Raw genomic sequence first — 19,819 nt, 5'->3', positions numbered from 1 at the left:
CTGTGAAAAACCTTATATAATAAGCATTTATTGACTTTGTATTACTATTAGCTGAATAAAAAATCACGAAAAAAATCACGAATCCTGCAAATTAATTAAATCTGAACTATGTCTGCATAATGCATCTTTATTTTTTCAGTAGCGTTCTTTTTCATTTTTTTAGTGACGTGCGTATATATTTTCAGAGTCGTTTTTGCATCTTCGTGTCCGACTCTGTCCATAATCGTTTTCAGGTCGACCTCTGCCTCAGCAAGCATTGATACATGTGTATGACGAAAAATATGAGGAGTGGCCTTTTTCTTAATTGATGTTTTCTTTAATAATCTATGCATGCGAGTAATTATATTAGCAGGTAAGATCGGATACCCGTTTGAATGTGCAAAGACAAAAGTATTATTATGATAATCTGTTGTGCTTTTTTTATTGAACTCTCGAATCTCTACCAAACGATTAATATGATTCTGTAATGCAACCATCACGCTTTCAATAACATCAAACCTCCGAACTGAACCTGTAGTTTTAGGAGGAGTCAAAGTAGCTAAGCGCATATTGTTTTTTGGGTAGTAGAGAGTTTTGGTGACTCGTATCTCATTAGTATCAAAGAAAAAGTCACTATCTTTTAGAGCACATAGTTCGCCCGATCTTAATCCAGAAAAGGCTAACAGATGGAAGATTTCATTGTCCAAGTATAAACCATGCTCTTTTGCTGTCAACAAAAACTCAGCTAATTCATCTTTTTCTAAAAATTTCTCTTCAATTGGGTCGTTTTCAATTTCCTCTACAGTCAACAACTTTGCTGGAAGTTGAACTTCTTTGAAAGGATTCTCAGTTACCCACTTATTTTTAAGTGCATATTTCATTATCATGTTTGCAACAGAATGAGCTCCTTTGATTGTGCTTATCGAGTACCCTCTATCATGCATATTATTAACTAGGTCTTCATGGTTCTTATATGTCAATTTATTAATTAGTGTTTTAGCATAGTAGTGGAGTAGTACATTGATTGAGATTTGCCTAGTTTCTATAGTTTTCTTCTTAACCTTGGTTTTTGAGTAAGCTCTTAACCATTCATAGGCTGCTTCTTCAAAGGTGATTTTGTTTTGAACCGTTAGACCTTGTTGGCTCTTAATATACTCTTTAAGAGACTCTTGTGCCCGCGCTAATGCTTCCTTCTGAGTATCACCTCTTCGAGGTATTTGCTTTCTTTTCCCCGTCATTGGATCCGGAGGACCTTCCAAAGTACAAATCCACTTATAGCCCTGTTTATTATTTGCTTTAATTTTGGTGTAAGATGCCACGGAACTTCAACTCCTTAAAATTCACCAGTCTGACTTCTTAATTGCCGAAGGAGACGTCTTGACTCGTTTGAAGGTTGCTTGGGTTGTGATGAACGAAATAGAGAGACGGCCATCTGAATTTTACTTTTCATCATCTCAACATCTTCACGGTAGGTGTGATATTCTTCGTGTAACCTGGAGGCAATTTGTTCAGCACGGTCTGCAGCGAGCTCAAGGGGCACTCTGAACTCTTCTGCAAGAATTCCGATATATTCACCCCAAGTCATCTCTAACGGCGTAGGAAGAAGATAATAGGGCATAGAGGCGATCAATCTGAAGTTGGCTGCTTGGACCTCTTGGAGATCTACAAAGAGCTCTGGCATATCATCCTGGTGCCCTTCGTGCCGAACAATGTGTGCGAGCTCATGGAAAAAATCAGCTCGTTGCTGTATAACCGGCGCATCTTTGTTCAGGAAAATAACACTTCCCCAACCTTCCCAGTGAGATTTTGGCTTCCCATTGTAATAAATGATATCCGCTCCCCACAGGGAGGCTATTTGATCAATATCCAGTTCATGTGGATGATTGATTTCTAACACTTGGTATAAATCACATATCAACAGTTCTGTATCTGTTGGTTCATAATATGGAATCATAATGCCATTTCCCCTTATAAATCAGTACATATGTTCGGTCTGTAGTGTGAAAGAAAAGCCCAGAAGGGCTTGAGAGACTTACTTAGCAGCTGTGATACCAAAAGTAGAGATATTGTTGTCCTGTATCTTATATCGATATTTATAACCGTTCCTAACAGTCGCTCCATCAAAGTCATTAAGGTCTATATCACTATTAAGTAAACCCATATCTTTTATAACATCTTGAGCATCGTTATATGTGTATTCGCTATTGCTTGTCATGATAAGTGTGGCCATCGCTGTCATCAGTGTTGCACCAGTCTTCTCGCCGAAGCCACCAGTTCCGATGAGAATCATTTCTTGTATCTTTTTATCTGGACTTAGAACACCAACCATACTTAATTCATCAGTAAAATTATAATTGAAAGTACTGGTATCAGTCTCTTGTGACTCTGTTATATCGAGTTTGGTTATACCAAGATCATTCAATCTGTATTTACCCACGATTGTATTGAATGCAGTCTTGAACTCATCTGTTGTCATATTGAAGAGGGGCGGTTGGTTTTCTTGCTGATCAATAACAGTAGATTGTTCATTTCCGGCGTTGGTAGGACTCTCAACCGGTATTGGAATACCATAAAGGCCAACGCAACACATCACAAGAAATACCCCTGTGAGAATAGAACGTAGTTTTGCTTTTCCGTTCTTCTTTCTAACTGCTAAAACTGTAAGAATAAAAAATATGAAAAATGCAATAAAACCAACTAAGAATAAAATTGTGAATAGTTCCTGCAAAATCTCACCTCGTAACGATCTACAATAATTCTATTTATCTTGCTGCTCCTGTTGCTTTTTCTTCATTTCTCTCCAAGCTTGAATTGCTGCATTCGCTACTTCTTTTTCTTCATCCGTCCAACCTTTACCGCCATCCATGTATGCACTCCCACCAGAGGGGGCTTTTGAAACGGAACGACCCATTAGATAGTCAGCCGATACCTCGAAGAAATCAGCAAACTTGTCCACTGTTTCAAGATCCGGTTTACGTGTTTCATTTTCATATCCTGAAATAGTTGATTCTGCCAAACTAAATGTTTTTCCAAGGTCCTTCATTGTCAGACCTTTCTCTTTGCGTAAATTACGCAGTCTTTTTCCGTTGAACATAGCGCATCACCCACATTCATTATACTTTGCACTTTGCGTAATGAAAATAAATTATATAAAACTTTGCAATACGCGTTGACACTTTGCGAAATGCGATGTAATATAAATTTAACTTCACGTTATGCAAAGTTTTGAAAGGAGGCATTTTATGAAAAGTTCCGTAAAGATGGCTCGTCTAGATACCAAAATGAGCCTTGAAGATGCTGCTAAAAAGCTAGGTATTTCAGCTGGATATTTATCACAAATAGAAAATGGTTTACGACAAGTTAGTTCGAAACGTGCTGAACAAATAGCCCAACTTTATAAAAAAGAAAAAGAGGAAATTTTTTTAGCTAGTCGCTACGCGTTACGCGAAGTTTCGGACAAAAACTCTACAAAAAGAGCAGGTGCTTAAGTTAGTTGCTCAATAAGAAAGGAGACTCACAGCTATGTTCAAGATTGAAGTCAATCCGAGTGAACTGGAACAGATGATTATGTCGGCTGTACAAAAGGCAATTGAGCAATCACCGTTTGCTTCTTCCCAGACGCATCCAACCTTGATGGATAAGAAGCAGCTAATGGAGTTTCTAAAAATCGGCGCCACAAAAGCAGCTGAACTTCTTAACAGAGAAGACTTCCCAGTGATCAGAGAGTTTGGTCATCCGAGAGTACCGTTTCATTCACTCATGGCTTGGATCGACGATCACACAGAGTGGGTGAAAGCCAATGCCAAAGGATATTGGGAGCAGCGAGGAGGCGTGGCCTAATGTCGCTACATTGGTACAAGAAAACCTCACCTGCAGCATGCGCCGCAGGAGCAGCTATACGAGTCTTATTAAAAGGCATAGAACCGGATGAAGCGCTCCAGCAAACGTTATATAACGGTCGGCATACGGACAACCCGGAAGACATTACGTTTGACGAATTAAACACCTTAAAGGAAACAACCCACGCTCACCTTGAGCATATAAGAAAAACCGCCGTAGCTGTACCGGCTGCCGGCGGACGATGAAGGGGATTGGGGGAAGACCTTACAACACAATATTACATCAGCCCTCTGTCCAGATTCATCTAACTAAATCGGACAAAGGAGACATAACAAGTATGACAATTGGACATTTTCCCAGTGCGTTGGGCGAAGTTCTCAAACGTACTGGCGATACTCTGGCAAAAGCAGGAGAAGCAGTTCACATGGATGGCTCACAGATTGGAAAAGTGATTAAAGGCACTAGAAAGCCTTCAAAAGAGCTGATGCGTGGTGCAGTCGAACATTACGATGACGGCCAACTTTACATCGCAGCAGCGGGGGAAGTCACAGGCGGTGCTTTTGCTCCCTGGCTGGACAACGTGGATTTACATAGAGCATCAGTTTTGTTCAAGACGGTGGAAGAAGTAAAGGAAGTCCTGGCTTTATCATCCGAGGCACCTATAAACAAGACGGGCGACCAGCTCACTGAATCAGATCGATTGATCATGAAACGGCTGCTGATGGAAACGGTCGAAGCGATCACTGCACTAACGCATTTCGCTGCAGTGCTGTGCAAGGAGTATTCCTTCAGCTGGTTTGCTACCTGGAAAGAACATCGAGCCGATCTGAAGGCAAAAAAATATATGAAGTGAGGTTGATTGGATGTCTCGTGAACAGTTGGCAAAAGAGGTATTGCAGGCTGGCAGAAATTCAAAGCATAACCTGAAGCTAATCAAGAAACAGCCTGAAAGAATGTTACCTGGAAAGATGACGAACGCAGAAGAATATCTAAACCGAATGATTCGGTTCGCGGAAGCAGAAATGAAAAATGCCCGCCTGGCAGGGCGGACACTTACGTTGAGAACTTGGTTGAAGTCTCTTGTGTTACACATTTTATCGTCTCCCCATTCAAAACGCAAGGGGGAATCGGTATGAGCGAACAAACGGCAAAAATGATCATCGATAATTATGTAGCTTCCACCTTGGCTCTACGAGCAAACAGCCAGATACCTGCTGCAGTAGTGGTGGCCGACTTAGATGCTTATTGCATCGAGCGAACTTCCGTGTTCCTTCGTTGGCAGAATGCAGCTGAGAGTCTACAAGAGCTGCCGCTTGTTTACAAGGCCCAAGCAGTCAAAGCAATAGAGCAAATTACCGCCTGATGAGTCCACTGCGGTAGTGGACGAAACGCCGTGAGGCGTCGCGGGAAACCGCAGTACATATGAAGGGAGGACAATGTGTGCAAATCATTCATCGGTTAACTGTAGTAAGCAACCCTACTCGTGTTTTTGAAGTGGGTACTGAGATTGATGGCCGCGAGGTCATCGAGATCAAACAGGTCGGCGAGGAATACGAGGATCATATTCATTCGGAATATTATGTTTTGGATGAAAATAGCCATCTAATCACTAGCGTTGAGAACGCTCCGGTGATCGTCGATTACCGACAGATTGTGGTTCATGATTCGGAAGATGTGGATGTGGAGGAGTTGAAAGCCGCCACTGGAACGACGGCCCAACAAAGTTGTTGCTTATGTGAAGAAGCTGCTGAACTGGAACTCGAAAATGGTCGCTTCATCTGTTGTACCTGCGCTCAAATTCAAGGTGAATTGGCTGAAATGTAACAAGTTTAAAGACTATTCCAAATTTGAATGAAATGAGCTGCTTCACCCTGTAATGAAAGAAGACGGTCGCTGGTTACATCATTAGGCGTCGATTCAAACACCCTACACTTCATAACATTCAGCAATGATATCGATGCTTGTTGATCATTATGTGCTCGTTCAGAAGTTGTCATGAGAGTTAACGGGGAAGCTGCTTTTCGCTTATCTAATTTTTCGCTTCGCTCTTTAAAATACAACTTTAGCAAATGAGGTTTTCCGTCTATGAATAGACCGAGCTCAGGAGTGGAGCGAATGAATAAATCATTGAAGCTCCAATGAGCATCTCCTGGTTGAAACCATTCAATATGTTTGTTTTTAACGAACTTCTTATACTGTTCAACGGTGTCAGCATAATTAGCTTTTTTCTTATCATTGGCTTTCTGAACTATGTGATCTAAGTAATCTATTGAATAGTTTTTTTCATGAACTTCTCTTATTGCAAGCCTTAAATCTCTCCAGTAATCAGTTGCGGGAGAATACTCACTGTATTTGACTCTACGAACAGTTGAAACTTTAGCCGGACCAGATTGCTTTGTAGTGAACTCCATGAATTGTGTAAAACTGATTGGGATTTTGTCCATAGGCATTGCTTCCTCTCTACTAAGATACTGTGTGACAACTCCATTTTAGCAGAAGTTCGGAGGACAAGCATTGAGTACAAAAAAGAAAAATGGCCGCGTGCAGGCGGCCATCTAACATTGAAAATTAAATATAAGTACACGGTCATCTTATCATGGGTGGCTGTTCTGAACAAGGAGGATGCACATGTCTGAGTTTGATGAATCTCATTCGGATGAACGTGAAAGTCTTGAGGACTACGGTTCTGATTATCCCAGAATTAGCGATGAACTCGCTGATCGGGGCATGAGCATTCACGATTTTATCTGAGGGAGGAACGAACATGACAATGAATATTGCGGCTAGTACAAAGAACATGGCCCGTGATGAATGGCTGAAGATCCGCCGTAAAGGTATCGGCGGTTCGGATGCATCTGCAGTCGCTGGCCTAAATCGATATAAATCACCCGTTGGGGTGTTTCTGGACAAAACTGGACAGATTGAGCCAGATGAGGCTGGAGAGGCAGCGTATTGGGGCAACGTGCTTGAAGATGTTGTAGCCAGGGAATTCACCGTTCAGACCGGATTACGGGTTCAACGCAGTAACAAGCTTTATCAGCATCCGAATCACAAGTTCATGCTGGGTAACGTGGACCGGCTGATCTTGGATAAGGGTGGACGCGGACTCGGGATTCTGGAATGTAAGACAGCCAGTGCCTACAAGATGAGTGAGTGGGAGGATGAGCAGGTACCTGATGAATATGCTATTCAATTGCAGCATTATATGGCTGTTCTGGGTGTCGATTATGGGTATTTTGCAGTCCTTATTGGAGGCCAGAAGTTCCAATACAAGTTGGTCGAACGAAATGACCGGATTATTGATTCGCTCATACAGATCGAGGACGAGTTTTGGAACCGACATGTAGTGCCTGGCATACCGCCAATGATCGATGGCAGCGAAGCATCTGCAAATCTGCTGAATCAGCTTTACCCAGTATCCGCGCGGGCAAGCGAAGTCATCTTAGATGATCAACAAGCTGGACTTGTTCGCAAACTACTCGCGGCAAAAGAAGATGCTGCCGCTGCAGCAGAGCAAGTCAAAAGGTATGAGAACGAGCTGAAGTCGATTATGGGAGAGAATGAGCTGGCCATACACAACGGTGAAACGTTGTTGACCTGGAAGTCGAGCGAATCCACCAGAATAGACACCAAGCGGTTGAAGAAAGATCAACCGGACCTGTACGAAAAATACGCGAACACCACGTCTTCCAGACGGTTCTTGGTGAAATAAGGAGGCCCTATGGCACGGACACAAGGAAACGGAACATCACTGGAGAGTAAGATCCAGAGCAAGGCAGCGGGCAATAATACTCCCGCTGCGAATCCATCACAAACAATCGCTGCTTACCTGAAGAGGATGGAATCACAGATAGCCGAAGCCATGCCAAAGCATATGAACATCGAACGGCTAAGTCGAATCGCGCTTACCACGATCCGGACTAATCCGAAACTATTGGAATGTTCAATACCTTCTTTGATGGCAGCCGTTATGCAGTCCGCGCAATTGGGACTGGAGCCTGGACTGATCGGTCATTGTTACATCATCCCATACGGCAAAGAAGCAACGTTCATCATCGGTTACAAGGGCATGATAGATTTGGCCAGACGGTCAGGAAACATTCAATCCATCTCTGCGCACGAAGTCTATGAAAATGACTTCATAGAGTTGACATACGGTCTTGAAGAGAATCTGAAACACGTGCCGTGGTTCTTGCGGAAGGACTCCAAGCCAGTTGAATCTGGGAAAATCATTGGAGCTTATATGGTGGCCAAGTTCAATGACGGTGGTCATTTCATTCATTACATGCCGATCAGCGAGATTGAAGCCCATCGGAAACGTTCTAAGGCTTCCAACAATGGCCCATGGGTGACTGATTACACAGAAATGTGCAAGAAGACAGTCGTGCGTGCTGGCTGGAAGTGGTTGCCGATCAGTGTAGAGATTGCTTCTGCTGTGACGCAGGACGAAACAAGCCGGAAGGACATTACACCTTCTGACGATTCATTCATCGACATTACGCCTGGCGAACCAGATGAAAGTAGCTCATCTGAAAGTGTGGGAGAGAACACTGATTCAAAGCAAGTTGAATTTGAATGAGTAACCATGAACCGATCACCGGTCAACCGTTCTTACGCAGTATGATCGGTGATCGAATATGGAGGCTTATGGATTCGGATCCAACAAAGTTTAAGAGCGAGGTTCGCGATTACTTTGAACGGGCTTATCCCGGATTTACCGTTGTACGTGCTAAATACCCAACGATCTACTTAAGGGACGACAGGGGATGACTCACATGCCTCAACAAGGCAGTTACCCGTTTCCGATGTATTCCGGACTCTTGGAGCCAGACCACTACAAGAAAATAGGCAGCGCGATTTGGCTTTTCCTCTGGTGCATCAGCTCCACAACAATGGAGCAGGAGAAGGAGGGAACTGTCTGGGGCATTGTCCTGGGTGGCAAGCCAATGAAGCTGTCTGAGATTGCTGGATACTTCGGAGTCAATGACAAAACCGTTAGTCGCTGGATGGATGCACTTGAAACACATCAGTACATTGATGTGACACGCGCTCCCAGAGGATTGATATTGAAGGTCCGAAATTCGAAAAAGAGAACGGACAAAAATGTCCGATCAGTCGAAAGTGAACAGACAAAAGTGTCCGATCACGAATGCAGTGATAAGACATATTTGTCCGATCAGTCGCAAAGTGATCAGACAGAAATGTCCGATCACCCACCCATTTTGGATAGTGATCAGACAAATATGTCCGATCTAAAAGATATTAAAGATCTTACTACTACTACAACTACTAATGACGAATCGTGGGATGACATTTTGAATCCCGTTCCTTCCGGAGAGGATGGAATGGTCGGATTACTAGATGCCTATTGCAAGATGCACAACAAGCTTGAATTTCACGTCTCTTCAAACGAACGTTCAGCCATGGGTAAGATGGTCGCCGGAGGTACGCCTAACCCTTTTACCATCCGAACTATGGCAAGCCTACTTGAGGCAAAACGTATTCGTGAGGGAGACAGCTTCAAGCTCCCCAAGAGCTTTTTATACTACGTCGAGGGTATCGAGGAAGCCTGGGCAAACCATCTGGCAATGCAGCAGCAACCTAACAAGACCGTTGCTTTCCCACAAACACAATCAGCTGCTCGTCCTCGTGGATTAAACCGGCAGCAGCAAAATAAGAATCGTTTGCAACAAATGCTGAGAGAGGAGGAGGCACGTGGAAAGGGCTGAAGTGATTCGATTGTTCATGTTAATCAGCGATGAATACCCGAATTTTATCACCAGTGAAGAGAACATCGATCGGCACCTGAAGGAGCTGGAGGATTTCCCATTTGAAACGGCAGTTCAAAACGTTGAGCGGCATATCAAAATTAGCAGTTTTTATCCCAAGATCTCCGAGATCAGAGGATTTGCTGCAGATCAGGCAGCACGGAAACGGGAATTAGAAACGACTAGGACTTACCTGGAGCAACGAGAAGCGAACCGGGCAAAGGCGACACTGCCGCCACCGGGGTGGAAGGATGGTTTACTTGCAAAACTTCGGAATGGGAATTGATCTCCCACACAGCATGGAGTTCGAACAATCAGCGCTGGGAGCGATGCTCTTAAAGCCCGATGAGGTTATGCAGCAGGCAGAAGGACTATCGGACGATGCATTCTATGGCAAAGCTCATCGCCTAATCTACATTGCGATTGCGGAGCTGGCCGAGGCTAAGCAGCCAGTCGACCTTGTAACACTGAGTTCACGGTTGAAAGACAAAGGTGAACTGGAAGACATAGGCGGGGTCAGTTATCTCGCCAAGCTGGCTCAAGGCGTTCCGACGACAGCCAATGCCGGCTATTACTTTGAGCAGTTGCAAGACATGGCGATCCGCAGAGAATTCATCCAGACCAGCCTTCTGCAGGTTCAACAAGCTGCTTCCGGAACAGAGGTCCCACAGTTGCTGGCAAGCGCACAACAAGCGCAAGCCAAGATAGCTGATCGTGCTGCACCCAAGCATGATTTCAAGCCAATCAAGGATGTGCTGATGAGGTTTGTGGATGACGTGGAGACGCGGGCATACAACGTCAAGAACGGTATCGTCAACGGGTTGCACACTGGTTTTAAAGACTTGGACAGCATCACAGGCGGATTGCAGCGTAGTGATCTGATCATCGTAGCAGCCAGACCTTCTGTTGGGAAAACAGCGTTTGCCCTGAACATCACACAAAACGTGGCAAAGAAGACAGACGAAGCAGTTGCACTCTTTAGCTTAGAAATGTCCGACCGGCAGTTTGCTCAGCGTTTAGTCAGTTCCGAGGGAAACATTGATGCCAGTTCGATCCGGATGGGCGACATGCAAGATAAGGACTGGATCGATATGGCCAAAGCTGTCGGCATACTGGCTGAAACGAATATTTATGTGGACGACTCGGCAGGGATCACCATTCAAGACATTTGTTCCAAGTGCCGGAGACTCAAAAAGGAAAAAGGTTTAGCTCTGATCATGATTGATTACCTGCAGCTGATTGAAGTTGCTGGAGGACGTGGAAAGGCTGGCGAGAACCGCCAACAAGAAGTGTCCATGATCAGCCGGACGTTGAAGCATTTGGCCCGCGAATTAGATGTTCCTGTGGTTGCCCTTTCTCAACTCAGCCGAGCAGTAGAACAACGCCAGGACAAGCGTCCGATGATGTCCGACTTACGGGAGTCGGGTTCAATTGAGCAAGATGCGGATATCGTAGCGTTTTTGTACCGGGACGACTACTACAACCAAGAATCCGAAAAGAAGAACATCATCGAGATCATCATCGGAAAGCAGCGGAATGGCCCAGTTGGTACCGTGGAGCTGGTGTTCCTGAAGCAGTTTAATAAGTTTGTGAATTACGAACGGACTCATAACGATTCATTTGGGCCAACGCCACCACAGCAGCAGCCCCGAAAGATAGAGAAACGGAAGTATGCGTAAGGAGGAACGGCGATATGGGGAATTCAACGAGACCAAGTCCGTGCCCAATGGGAAGTCCATGGACCAGATGGTCAGTGTACGAATACATGAAGCATCGCTTCGTCCGGACGGGACAAGTTCCCGATCAAGACGAGCTGCAGACCGAATTTGCGGGAATTGATCAAACTGAGCTCCTGGAGGGGATTGCTGAGTTTGGTGCAATTGCAGGCAAATGGCCTGAGCTGGAGGCGCCTCATGCAAAAGCTAATTGATTCACATCACCAAACGCATTTAAGTTACGTTGTCCGGGGCGATGACGGGCGAAAGCTGGCCGAGGTGTTTGTCATCAAACGGGACATGTTGCCGGCACGACAACGGAGGAAGGAAAGAATGAAAGGACGGCGGCGCGCATGATCACTTTCACTGTGTACGGAGAGCCAGTTGCGCAGGGGCGACCTAGAGCATCAACGCAGGGAGGTTTCGTTCGGCTTTATGATCCAAAGAAGTCCAAGGATTACAAAGACTATGTACGGCTAGCGGCAGCTAAACATGCACCCGCTACATTGTTGGAAGGGCCGCTTGGAATGGTGCTTACCGTGTATCGCTCAATACCTAAGTCCTTCAGCAAGAAGAAAGCAGCATTGGCTGAGAACGGTGAGATCCGCCCAGTGAGTAAGCCGGACGTGGACAATTATCTGAAGGGCGTAAAGGACGCGCTCAAAGGCGTTATCTGGAAGGACGATAGCCAGGTGGTGGAGGTGTTTGCTCAAAAGAGATATAGCATCAGGCCACGCATCGAAGTGAAGATCAAGGACTATTCATAATCATAAAATTTGAGGGGATGAACAATCATGGCAAATGATTTCGCAAAATTTATGGCAACTACGGACAAGAAAATTGTATTCGGTGATAAAGATGTGGAACTGAAATTAACGATTCCTCACAAAGTGGCTCAGCAAAACCTTCAGTTCCTGACTGGATGCCTGAACAAAGAGATCCACGTTATTCTGGGAGATCCGCAGGCTGCGTTTGATTTTGATGAGGACGGTCGGGACGATATGTATCGCAAATGGGATGGAGGACGACGCGTAACAACAGATGCGTCTGGAGTAGTAACTCGAATTGAAGGAACTGGCGAAGAAGAACGGGATGAGAATCAAGCGGAACTGTTCAACGGAGAAGACAAGCAGCCAGAACAGCAGGAGGAGGACGAAAAGGGCGCTGAGCAAGCCGAAGGAGCTTCCCAGGAGCAAACGGAAGGTGAAGACCAAAAAACTGATGAAGACGGCGCAGAAGCGTCCGAACAACAGCCTTCTGAAGGTTACGTTACTGATCCGAACGATCCATACGGTGATGATATTCCAGAATGGATGAAAGATGACAGCCAAGGGCAATCAGAGCCGAAGGAAATGGACTTTACCTCTGAGGAAACAGAAGGAGGTCCAGAAGGGGCTTCGGGTGAAATCGACAAAGATGCTCTTGAACAATACATCATCACAGAGCGTCCTACATTCCCTGATATGCCACTTGATTTCCCTAATCTCTTTGAACAGAAGCGGGACCAAGGTGTTACATGGCGCGAAATCGCGAATAGCGTTGGTCTAACGTCTGGCCAGTTCAGCAGCAAGCTAACCAAGTATAAGGAACGTGTTAAGGAAGCAATGGCAGGCAGCGGGGTAGCGTAACCTCTCCGCATAACAAAATCCCCCGGCAATGTTGGCCGGGGTGATTAGTTTAGACGGAACTAATCCGAGTATGCAACAGCATTAAAACTCTCCATACCTATCCGAGTGGCATCAGCTGTGCAAAAAAGATATAAGGTGTAAACCAATTCATTTGATGGTGGTAATGGGACATCAAAATCAGATGCATTAATGGTGACGACTTGTACAGCGTTCGGGTTTGCTTCTGAGACACTGACCGAATACAAGGCGTAGGCAACAAGCGAATCAGTACCTCGTCCAATAGAAAATGCAATCACGGAGTCAAATGGTGGGGTCGTAGGGAACGCGAGCTCGGCTATACCAGATAATTGTACGCGTATGTTTCCATCTGCGTCAGTTGCATCTAGGCCAACCTCTCCGATAGCAACAGGAGTGTTGGCTGGTAAGGGGATTGAGATTGTATTACCATAGCTTGCATTTTGAGAGGTTCGAGCATCTAGCAGTCTCGCCATGAAACATACCCCCAATAAGTTTTGGTATATATTATGTGGCAATTCGATAGATTCTTCCGCAATGTGGTAATTCTTTAGAATTAATAGAAAAGTCTCTGAAAATTAAAAGTGAATTAAACAGAAAAGCAACGATCATCAACGCAATGCGGTTGCTTATACATTACTAACTGATCTGCAGGAAGGCATTGGAGGATCTAATGATGAATTACAGAAGCGTGAAGACGGAAACGTGGACCAAGGAACGGATAGAGCAACACCTGAAGGCAATAGGGGCTGAGCATCCACCTGAGCATCCAAGCAAGGGACCAAAAAGCGTAACGGCACCAAGGCAGTTAAATGGCAGCCAGAAGTACAGCAGGCGCGGAGGTGAGTGGTAGTTTTGCAACGAGATCATAGAGCTTTACTTCTGGAATATGGTTATCCGGAAGAACTGGTAAGTGGATGGAGTGCTGAAGACTGTGAAGCGGAGTGGGATCTGTTCTGCAGTAAAGTCATTCCGGAATAACAAATATCCCCCGCAAGCTTGGCGGCACGGCGGGGGACACATCGAAAATACCTCACCAAATTATACCACGGGTGAGGGGATCATAATGGGGAAAAGACGAAAAAACAACTTACAACTGACGTTTAACATACTGCCGATCGACGAAAAAGCTACTCGCCGCGCTGTGGAGGAATATTTGGAAACTGTTCGGCAGTACCGGCAGATCGGTTTCATCCGTCGCGAGGCACAGATCACGCAGGCATATGTATATAGAGAACACCAATCTACAAATGCAATTAGTAAACAGACCGAACGAATCGCAATTTATAATGTGGACAAGGAAGCTGAACTGAAGGAAAAAGACCGTCTCCTCAGTTTGGCAATGGAGAGACTATCATCAGTTCAACGAGAGGTCATTCAGCGGAGCTTTCTCGATAATGAAGGTGAGTTTGATTACATCAGCTGCGGAGAGATGGGAATTAGCGATAGTACATTCAGAAGATTAAAGAATGAGGCAATTAGTATTTTAGCGGCTGCATTAAAATTGGAAGTAGCGGAAGATACTCAGCTAAGCCAAGAATTCGTATGTTAACGTATCGAAAAAAAGGAGAGCTGTTTATCCAGCTCTCCTTTTTCGATGCTTACTTCTTTCGGGTAGGCATCTTTATTACAAAGAATAGTATCGACAAGAAGAATAGAGCTTGCGAGACGTTGACAAATATTCTGATACCTTCGCCCGATTCTTTTAAGCCGAATAAAATATCAATTATGGATACTAAACCTGTAATTATTAGTATGATCAATGGAAGTATGTACACGTTTAGTCCCCCTTAAATATTGGTGTTTTACAGTAGGAAGAATACAATAGCTCTAGCAGCTGGATCGCTTAACCATGCCGGAATACCAACCGATTGTAATGCGTTAGAGAGGCCATCCTCTGCAGTTCCTGTGAAGTCTACCATAATATCCAATGCCTGCATGAGTACCTGGTAACTAAGATATGTTTTAAGAGTAGTTTTTGCACCAGCTGTCAATGGCAATTTGTCTACGTATACTTTAATCTGTTCATTCCAAGCACGTGACCCAACGTTTTTGAGTTTTTTGATCAATTCTTGTGCTACTTCTTTTGCTAGTTTTGTCTTCCAACCTTGTGTAGTAACATCGCCTGAAGTTGATGTAATACCAAGCTCAGCGCCAACCGTTCTAAAGAGAGTATCGTAATCTACTTGTCTAAGTTCAAGTTCAATTCTTTTGTCTAGATTGATTGGGCCAGATGGTAATTCGATTTGTGTTCCCGAATTAGTAGAATTTCCATTCGCAACTTGAGCGCTAGCAAAAGCGGGTAGAGTAAATGAGGACAACAAGAGTGCAGATAATGATGCGATTCCCAGTTGCTTAACCTTTTTCATAGATTCATACCTCTTTTCATAGAATTTGGTTGTTACAGGAATATTATAGCATTAGAAATCTATGGTTGCAAAATTTAGGTAGATTCATATATAAATTTACATAGAATTTACATAAAGGAACTATTCGCTATTAAATCAGTGACTGATTAATAATCTATTTTTGAATGAAGAATGGCACTTCGTTGGACTTTTTAGGTGATATATTTGTATTGTGGAAATTAAGCGAGAATGAAACACACAGCCGCACGAGGCGGCATATGACTGGGGCGTTCCTCTTCTCGCTTTTTTCTATACAAGGCAGGAAATTAGTCCCAAGTGTCGAATTGTGTTCAGGACAATATACATACTTGGGGGAAGAAATGATGGCAAGAAGGAAGAGTAAGGCGAAGCAGGAAGAAGAATTGTTCCAAGGGTTAGCTGGTATGGCGATGTTGGGAGGAATTATTGGAACCTATTCGGTAACAAGATCATGGCAAGCATCATTGGTTGTCGGATTGCTGGGTGTCATTGGAGTTATTGTTATAATGGTCGTTATCCAACAGAAACGTGCTGAGCGACTGAAGCGGTCTGGCATAGCTGAGATCGATAAAATGGATGGGGTACAGTTTGAGCATTATCTTGGACATCTTTTTCGCTCCCAGGGCTACAAGGCTGAAGTTACAAAGGCAGCAGGTGACTTTGGAGCAGATCTGATTATGTCCAAAGATGGGAAACGGATTGTGGTTCAAGCCAAGCGTTATAAAAAGAATGTAGGGTTGAAAGCTGTTCAAGAAGTTCAGGGGGCTAAGGCACACTATAAAGCATCTGGTGCATGGGTTATTACCAACAGTAATTTTACTCAACAGGCTTATGAGCTTGCGAAGTCAAACGGAGTCAGACTTATTAGCCGGGATGAACTGGTAGAAATGCTTCTGGTTATGAAAGAGAAACTATCTGCTTCAAAGAAATCAGGAAGTGTAAAGACGAGTGCATAATCGAATTAATGAGCAATAAAGAGTAAAACATATATGGTATTTGTTTCTTCGCTGATGAAGGACAAATCAAAAATTGACCTTGATTTTGTGTCTTCGTTAAAATGGTCTTGTTCTTTCTCTATAGTTACAAAGTACGTATGCTTTTAAAGCAAAGAGCGCAGCGTTTTTGCGGCGACCGTTTCGGGCGCGTGCTTTTAGGACGCAACACCAACAACATACATATCACATTTAAAGTCGTTCCTTCACTGGATCGGCTTTTTTTATTGGAGGAATTGAAGTGATTAGCAGCAGAAGACGTAAAAGGAAACGAGCACGACCCAACAAGCAGCCAGAGAAATGCAAAGGTTGTGTATGGGGCAGATGGGATGGAGTTAAACAATTTTGCAGTAGACCAGTTTGTATTAGGGAGGTAAAATATTCCTCATAATAATACGAGGGGGATAAAGTCTACTTTGAAATTATTGAAATTAATCATTCTGATATTATTAATACCAGTAGTCATTAATTATGGTTTGCTTAGTTGGAAAGCACCGGGACTTAACGGTGATACAGGTGACTGGCTAGGCTTTTTGGCAAATTTCCTCGGTTTGATTGGAGCGGTGTTGATTGCTCTTTATCAATTTAAAAAACAAAGGGAGATTGATCAGGAAAAGAATATTGAACAAAACAGATCATACGTGGATATTCAGGATTTTAACGCAACTTTAATGTTAAAAGGTGTTACTACTCATGAGAATAGCAGAGTAATAAGAACAGAAGGTTATGATTTACTTCTGAAAGAAGCTGAAATTGATCAATACGGTGGGATAAAAGTAGGCTATTTAAAAATTGCTCACTTTGGTATTCCTGAATTAATTTTCAACTGTAGCATTTCTATAGATGCTTCTATTTGTAGGAGCGGAGTATACGATGAAGAAACTTTAAATGTAAACGTCGGGGTAATAGAGAAGGGCGTAGAGATATTTATACCCTTACAACCCTTAAGAGGAGACCAGGGGAAAGAAATTATATTAGAAAAAGTTATTTTCAACTATTCAACACTTATAGGTGAAAGGTTACAAATATTTAGAGATTATATAAACAGAAAGGAAGTTCTATATTCTATAAACAATGATTTAAAAACAGTATTATTTGAATATGATATGAAACAAGTAGGCTGGACTTATCCTAACAAAATTGATCATTCGAAATTAGCGCCTTAAAGGTGCTTTTCTCTTTTGCTCTCATACAACAGAATGTGAGCCATGCTAAGCCTGCCTAACCGAATACAGGAATCATTCCATAGACGAGCGGAGAACAGCAACTGAGTGAGCGTATGAACGAATCAGATGGTCACCCAAACGTTGAAACCAACTCAACACAAATAGACCGGCGGCCCAACCCGAAATCCTACACTAAACATACAATGGCCTATCATGAAAGTGGAGGTAGGTTATGGGTGATCTAATTAATAAGGGAACAGATTTTATACATCCTGAGTATAGGGTTATACGTGTTACGGTGCCTGTTGCACCAACGGAAGACCCTATGCCTGCAAGCATGACTTTTTATGTAGACACTCGATTTACTGATACCCAAGTAACGCGTTTAAGACAAATGATCGGTATTGTACTTCTCGCTTGGTTGGAGCATCAAGAGCAGATAAATGAAGGGGAGATTTCGAGTTATGCAAACTGCGTTAATAAGTATGCTCGTTTTAATTTATCCCCTGTATGGTTCCAAGACAGATTGTCTAACGGCCGTGCCGCAGCAGAGGTTCAGATGGCTGGTTTTACGACTCAGATTCAAGCAAATGGATTTAACAGAGTAGCCAAGGCTTATATAAAATATCAGGAACCTACTGGGCAGAACTTTACAATAAAAGGTCTAAATGCCTCTGATCCTGAAACAAACTCGCTATCGGTTATTGTAAATCCCAAGGCATTGAGTAATACCTCTGTAGGTACATTAACGCTTGCAGGCTCACTACATCATGCTTGGCTCCATCGAGAAGGATATCGACATCCTGCTGGTAAATACACTTCATATTTTGCTGGTGAGGCAAGTATGTGTATGATGCGTGCCTATAAAGATAAGCAACCCGGGATACCAGATAACACATATACAAGATGGCTTGACTAAATTTTTAACGTAACAGAGGTGATTCTCAAAAGAGTCACCTCTTTTTAAAGGAGTGCGAAGACATGAACATCAGAATCGTGCCGATCGATCAGATTAATGCAGCAGCGTATAACCCACGGGTTGACCTTCAGCCAGGCGATCCCGAGTATGAAAAGCTGAAGCGTAGCATCGAAGAATTCGGTTATGTGGAGCCGATCGTCTGGAATGAACGTACAGGAAACATGGTCGGTGGCCATCAACGTTATAAGATCATGGTTAATGAGCAGGGCCACACTGAGCTGCAGGTTTCCGTCGTGGATCTCGACGATCAACAGGAACGGCTCCTGAATATCGCGTTGAATAAAGTATCAGGACGCTGGGATGATGAGGCGTTGGGCAGGTTGTTGGACGAGCTGCAGGAGAGCGGGGCAGATTTGACACTGTCAGGCTTCGACCAGGAGGAGTTCGAGGACCTAATCGCAGAGTTTGGGACGATTTCGGATACAGAGATTGAGGATCCAGTGGTTGAGGATGACTTCGATGTTCAAGGTGCATTGGATAATATCCAGGTACCTGAGACGCAGCGGGGGGATATCTGGCAGCTTGGTCCACATAGATTGATGTGTGGAGATTCGACCAGTGTAGAGGATGTCGGCTGTTTGATGGATGGAGAGCTGGCGGCATTGGTTGTGACGGATCCACCTTATAACGTTGCTATCGAGAGTGACTCGGCGCGTTTGGCTGCCGACGGTCGCAGCAGCATACAAAATGACAATATGCCTGCAGAGGAATTTGTGGGCTTTTTGCATGCCGTTTTTGAACGTTATGCCAGTTTGATGGATCCCGCAGCAGGTATTTATGTTTTCCATCCTTCGTCCTATCAGAGAGAATTCGAAGATGCCATGAATGCTGCAGGTATTGTTGTGCGGAGTCAGTGTGTATGGGTTAAGAATGCGGCATCGTTCGGTTGGTCGCAGTATCGTTGGCAGCATGAACCTGTTTTCTATGCCCACTTGAAGAAGAAGGCCCCATCGTGGTACGGGGATCGCCGGCAAAGCACAGTTTGGCGAGCAGGTCTACCCGTTGAAGAAGCTGAACCATCAACGGTTTGGGAAGTATCCCGCGGGGATGTTGGCAAGTACGTTCATCCAACGCAGAAGCCGCTGGAACTATTGGCCATACCAATTAAGAACAGCAGCCGACCTGGGAATATCGTTGTGGATCTCTTCGGAGGCAGCGGGTCCACGCTGATGACTTGTGATCAGATGGACCGCCTTTGCAGAACGATGGAGATCGATCCGAAGTTCTGCGATGTCATAAAACAGCGGTACCAGGAAGTGACAGGCATTGAGCCTGCTTTGGTTAAGCGAAGAGAAAATGTAGTTATATAAGAAACTATGTCATTGCTGAAAGTAATCTTGTTAAGCTAAC

Annotated in this window: 31 protein-coding genes; 24 read left to right on the top strand and 7 right to left on the bottom strand. The window is 44.1% G+C overall.

Annotation, left to right across the window (positions count from 1 at the left end):
- Positions 1-95: 95 nt before the first annotated feature.
- The 4 genes from CHH60_RS09015 to CHH60_RS09000 all read right to left on the bottom strand — a co-directional run bounded on the left by CHH60_RS09015 (position 96) and on the right by CHH60_RS09000 (position 3,073).
- Complete coding sequence (locus CHH60_RS09015) at positions 96-1,298, bottom strand: tyrosine-type recombinase/integrase (RefSeq protein ID WP_255247880.1); 1,203 nt, start codon at positions 1,296-1,298, stop codon at positions 96-98.
- 14 nt (positions 1,299-1,312) lie between these two features.
- The gene (locus tag CHH60_RS09010) at positions 1,313-1,933 is read right to left on the bottom strand and encodes an ImmA/IrrE family metallo-endopeptidase (protein WP_255247879.1); all 621 of its coding nucleotides are present in this window, start codon (positions 1,931-1,933) and stop codon (positions 1,313-1,315) included.
- A 78-nt stretch (positions 1,934-2,011) separates the two neighbouring features.
- Positions 2,012-2,707 carry a hypothetical protein gene (locus tag CHH60_RS09005; protein ID WP_095358924.1) on the bottom strand — a complete coding sequence of 232 codons (696 nt, stop codon included), beginning with the start codon at positions 2,705-2,707 and terminating at the stop codon, positions 2,012-2,014.
- A gap of 30 nt (positions 2,708-2,737) precedes the next feature.
- Positions 2,738-3,073, bottom strand: coding sequence for a helix-turn-helix domain-containing protein (locus CHH60_RS09000; protein WP_095358923.1), 336 nt, complete (start codon positions 3,071-3,073; stop codon positions 2,738-2,740).
- A gap of 148 nt (positions 3,074-3,221) precedes the next feature.
- Between CHH60_RS09000 and CHH60_RS08995 the strand changes: the two genes are divergently transcribed.
- From CHH60_RS08995 to CHH60_RS30220, 7 genes are all read left to right on the top strand, one after another.
- Positions 3,222-3,467, top strand: coding sequence for a helix-turn-helix transcriptional regulator (locus CHH60_RS08995; RefSeq protein ID WP_095358922.1), 246 nt, complete (start codon positions 3,222-3,224; stop codon positions 3,465-3,467).
- Between the two features lie 34 nt (positions 3,468-3,501).
- Entirely contained in the window at positions 3,502-3,819 is a 318-nt protein-coding gene (locus CHH60_RS08990; RefSeq protein ID WP_095358921.1) for a hypothetical protein, read from the top strand.
- Complete coding sequence (locus tag CHH60_RS08985) at positions 3,819-4,064, top strand: hypothetical protein (RefSeq protein WP_095358920.1); 246 nt, start codon at positions 3,819-3,821, stop codon at positions 4,062-4,064. Before CHH60_RS08990 ends, CHH60_RS08985 begins: the two co-directional genes overlap by 1 nt.
- Before the next feature lie 92 nt (positions 4,065-4,156).
- Complete coding sequence (locus tag CHH60_RS08980; RefSeq protein WP_062319444.1) at positions 4,157-4,672, top strand: hypothetical protein; 516 nt, start codon at positions 4,157-4,159, stop codon at positions 4,670-4,672.
- 10 nt (positions 4,673-4,682) lie between these two features.
- A complete protein-coding gene (locus tag CHH60_RS08975) occupies positions 4,683-4,955 on the top strand; it encodes a hypothetical protein (protein ID WP_095358919.1) in 273 nt (90 codons plus the stop codon).
- Positions 4,952-5,182, top strand: coding sequence for a hypothetical protein (locus CHH60_RS08970; RefSeq protein WP_095358918.1), 231 nt, complete (start codon positions 4,952-4,954; stop codon positions 5,180-5,182). Before CHH60_RS08975 ends, CHH60_RS08970 begins: the two co-directional genes overlap by 4 nt.
- Before the next feature lie 77 nt (positions 5,183-5,259).
- A complete protein-coding gene (locus tag CHH60_RS30220; protein ID WP_255247878.1) occupies positions 5,260-5,643 on the top strand; it encodes a hypothetical protein in 384 nt (127 codons plus the stop codon).
- Positions 5,644-5,648: 5 nt separating this feature from the next.
- On the opposite strand, the gene CHH60_RS08960 is transcribed toward CHH60_RS30220, so the two are convergent.
- Positions 5,649-6,263, bottom strand: a complete 615-nt coding sequence (locus CHH60_RS08960; protein ID WP_095358917.1) for a hypothetical protein — start codon at positions 6,261-6,263, stop codon at positions 5,649-5,651.
- 184 nt (positions 6,264-6,447) lie between these two features.
- Between CHH60_RS08960 and CHH60_RS30215 the strand changes: the two genes are divergently transcribed.
- The 10 genes from CHH60_RS30215 to CHH60_RS08915 all read left to right on the top strand — a co-directional run bounded on the left by CHH60_RS30215 (position 6,448) and on the right by CHH60_RS08915 (position 12,930).
- Positions 6,448-6,570 (top strand): hypothetical protein, encoded by a 123-nt coding sequence (locus CHH60_RS30215; RefSeq protein WP_255247877.1) that lies wholly within the window; start codon positions 6,448-6,450, stop codon positions 6,568-6,570.
- Between the two features lie 13 nt (positions 6,571-6,583).
- A complete protein-coding gene (locus tag CHH60_RS08955) occupies positions 6,584-7,531 on the top strand; it encodes a YqaJ viral recombinase family nuclease (RefSeq protein ID WP_095358916.1) in 948 nt (315 codons plus the stop codon).
- Between the two features lie 9 nt (positions 7,532-7,540).
- Positions 7,541-8,398: a recombination protein RecT gene (gene recT, locus CHH60_RS08950; RefSeq protein WP_095358915.1), complete on the top strand. Its 858-nt coding sequence runs from the start codon at positions 7,541-7,543 to the stop codon at positions 8,396-8,398.
- Entirely contained in the window at positions 8,395-8,589 is a 195-nt protein-coding gene (locus tag CHH60_RS08945; RefSeq protein ID WP_095358914.1) for a hypothetical protein, read from the top strand. The genes recT and CHH60_RS08945 overlap by 4 nt, the downstream gene beginning before the upstream one ends.
- Before the next feature lie 5 nt (positions 8,590-8,594).
- Complete coding sequence (locus CHH60_RS08940; protein WP_095358913.1) at positions 8,595-9,548, top strand: hypothetical protein; 954 nt, start codon at positions 8,595-8,597, stop codon at positions 9,546-9,548.
- Positions 9,535-9,873 (top strand): hypothetical protein, encoded by a 339-nt coding sequence (locus CHH60_RS08935; RefSeq protein WP_095358912.1) that lies wholly within the window; start codon positions 9,535-9,537, stop codon positions 9,871-9,873. Before CHH60_RS08940 ends, CHH60_RS08935 begins: the two co-directional genes overlap by 14 nt.
- Before the next feature lie 13 nt (positions 9,874-9,886).
- On the top strand, positions 9,887-11,266 hold the full coding sequence (dnaB, locus tag CHH60_RS08930; protein WP_255247876.1) for a replicative DNA helicase: 1,380 nt from the start codon (positions 9,887-9,889) through the stop codon (positions 11,264-11,266).
- A gap of 14 nt (positions 11,267-11,280) precedes the next feature.
- Entirely contained in the window at positions 11,281-11,517 is a 237-nt protein-coding gene (locus tag CHH60_RS08925; RefSeq protein WP_095358911.1) for a hypothetical protein, read from the top strand.
- Positions 11,518-11,655: 138 nt separating this feature from the next.
- Positions 11,656-12,069: a RusA family crossover junction endodeoxyribonuclease gene (locus CHH60_RS08920; RefSeq protein ID WP_095358910.1), complete on the top strand. Its 414-nt coding sequence runs from the start codon at positions 11,656-11,658 to the stop codon at positions 12,067-12,069.
- A 27-nt stretch (positions 12,070-12,096) separates the two neighbouring features.
- Positions 12,097-12,930: a hypothetical protein gene (locus CHH60_RS08915; protein ID WP_095358909.1), complete on the top strand. Its 834-nt coding sequence runs from the start codon at positions 12,097-12,099 to the stop codon at positions 12,928-12,930.
- Positions 12,931-12,989: 59 nt separating this feature from the next.
- Here CHH60_RS08915 and CHH60_RS08910 read toward each other — a convergent pair whose 3' ends face one another.
- Positions 12,990-13,421, bottom strand: coding sequence for a hypothetical protein (locus CHH60_RS08910; RefSeq protein WP_095358908.1), 432 nt, complete (start codon positions 13,419-13,421; stop codon positions 12,990-12,992).
- A gap of 200 nt (positions 13,422-13,621) precedes the next feature.
- Between CHH60_RS08910 and CHH60_RS29750 the strand changes: the two genes are divergently transcribed.
- The 3 genes from CHH60_RS29750 (at position 13,622) to CHH60_RS08905 (ending at position 14,497) form a co-directional block, all read left to right on the top strand.
- Complete coding sequence (locus tag CHH60_RS29750; protein ID WP_176476019.1) at positions 13,622-13,798, top strand: hypothetical protein; 177 nt, start codon at positions 13,622-13,624, stop codon at positions 13,796-13,798.
- A 2-nt stretch (positions 13,799-13,800) separates the two neighbouring features.
- Positions 13,801-13,926, top strand: coding sequence for a hypothetical protein (locus tag CHH60_RS30210; protein ID WP_255247875.1), 126 nt, complete (start codon positions 13,801-13,803; stop codon positions 13,924-13,926).
- An 85-nt stretch (positions 13,927-14,011) separates the two neighbouring features.
- Positions 14,012-14,497, top strand: a complete 486-nt coding sequence (locus CHH60_RS08905) for an ArpU family phage packaging/lysis transcriptional regulator (RefSeq protein WP_095358907.1) — start codon at positions 14,012-14,014, stop codon at positions 14,495-14,497.
- Positions 14,498-14,750: 253 nt separating this feature from the next.
- Here the strand turns inward: CHH60_RS08905 and CHH60_RS08900 are convergent, their stop codons facing one another.
- Positions 14,751-15,314: a hypothetical protein gene (locus tag CHH60_RS08900; protein ID WP_095358906.1), complete on the bottom strand. Its 564-nt coding sequence runs from the start codon at positions 15,312-15,314 to the stop codon at positions 14,751-14,753.
- Positions 15,315-15,676: 362 nt separating this feature from the next.
- Between CHH60_RS08900 and CHH60_RS08895 the strand changes: the two genes are divergently transcribed.
- The 4 genes from CHH60_RS08895 to CHH60_RS08880 all read left to right on the top strand — a co-directional run bounded on the left by CHH60_RS08895 (position 15,677) and on the right by CHH60_RS08880 (position 19,779).
- A complete protein-coding gene (locus tag CHH60_RS08895) occupies positions 15,677-16,288 on the top strand; it encodes a restriction endonuclease (protein WP_095358905.1) in 612 nt (203 codons plus the stop codon).
- Positions 16,289-16,740: 452 nt separating this feature from the next.
- Entirely contained in the window at positions 16,741-17,490 is a 750-nt protein-coding gene (locus CHH60_RS08890; RefSeq protein WP_095358904.1) for a hypothetical protein, read from the top strand.
- A gap of 232 nt (positions 17,491-17,722) precedes the next feature.
- Positions 17,723-18,409 carry a hypothetical protein gene (locus tag CHH60_RS08885; protein ID WP_095358903.1) on the top strand — a complete coding sequence of 229 codons (687 nt, stop codon included), beginning with the start codon at positions 17,723-17,725 and terminating at the stop codon, positions 18,407-18,409.
- Positions 18,410-18,471: 62 nt separating this feature from the next.
- Entirely contained in the window at positions 18,472-19,779 is a 1,308-nt protein-coding gene (locus CHH60_RS08880) for a site-specific DNA-methyltransferase (RefSeq protein WP_141236944.1), read from the top strand.
- Positions 19,780-19,819: the final 40 nt, after the last annotated feature.

It is taken from the genome of Paenibacillus sp. 7523-1, assembly GCF_002276415.1.
In the GTDB taxonomy this organism is placed as follows: Bacteria; Bacillota; Bacilli; order Paenibacillales; family Paenibacillaceae; genus Paenibacillus; species Paenibacillus illinoisensis_A.
This window is presented reverse-complemented; position numbering and strand designations above follow the sequence as displayed.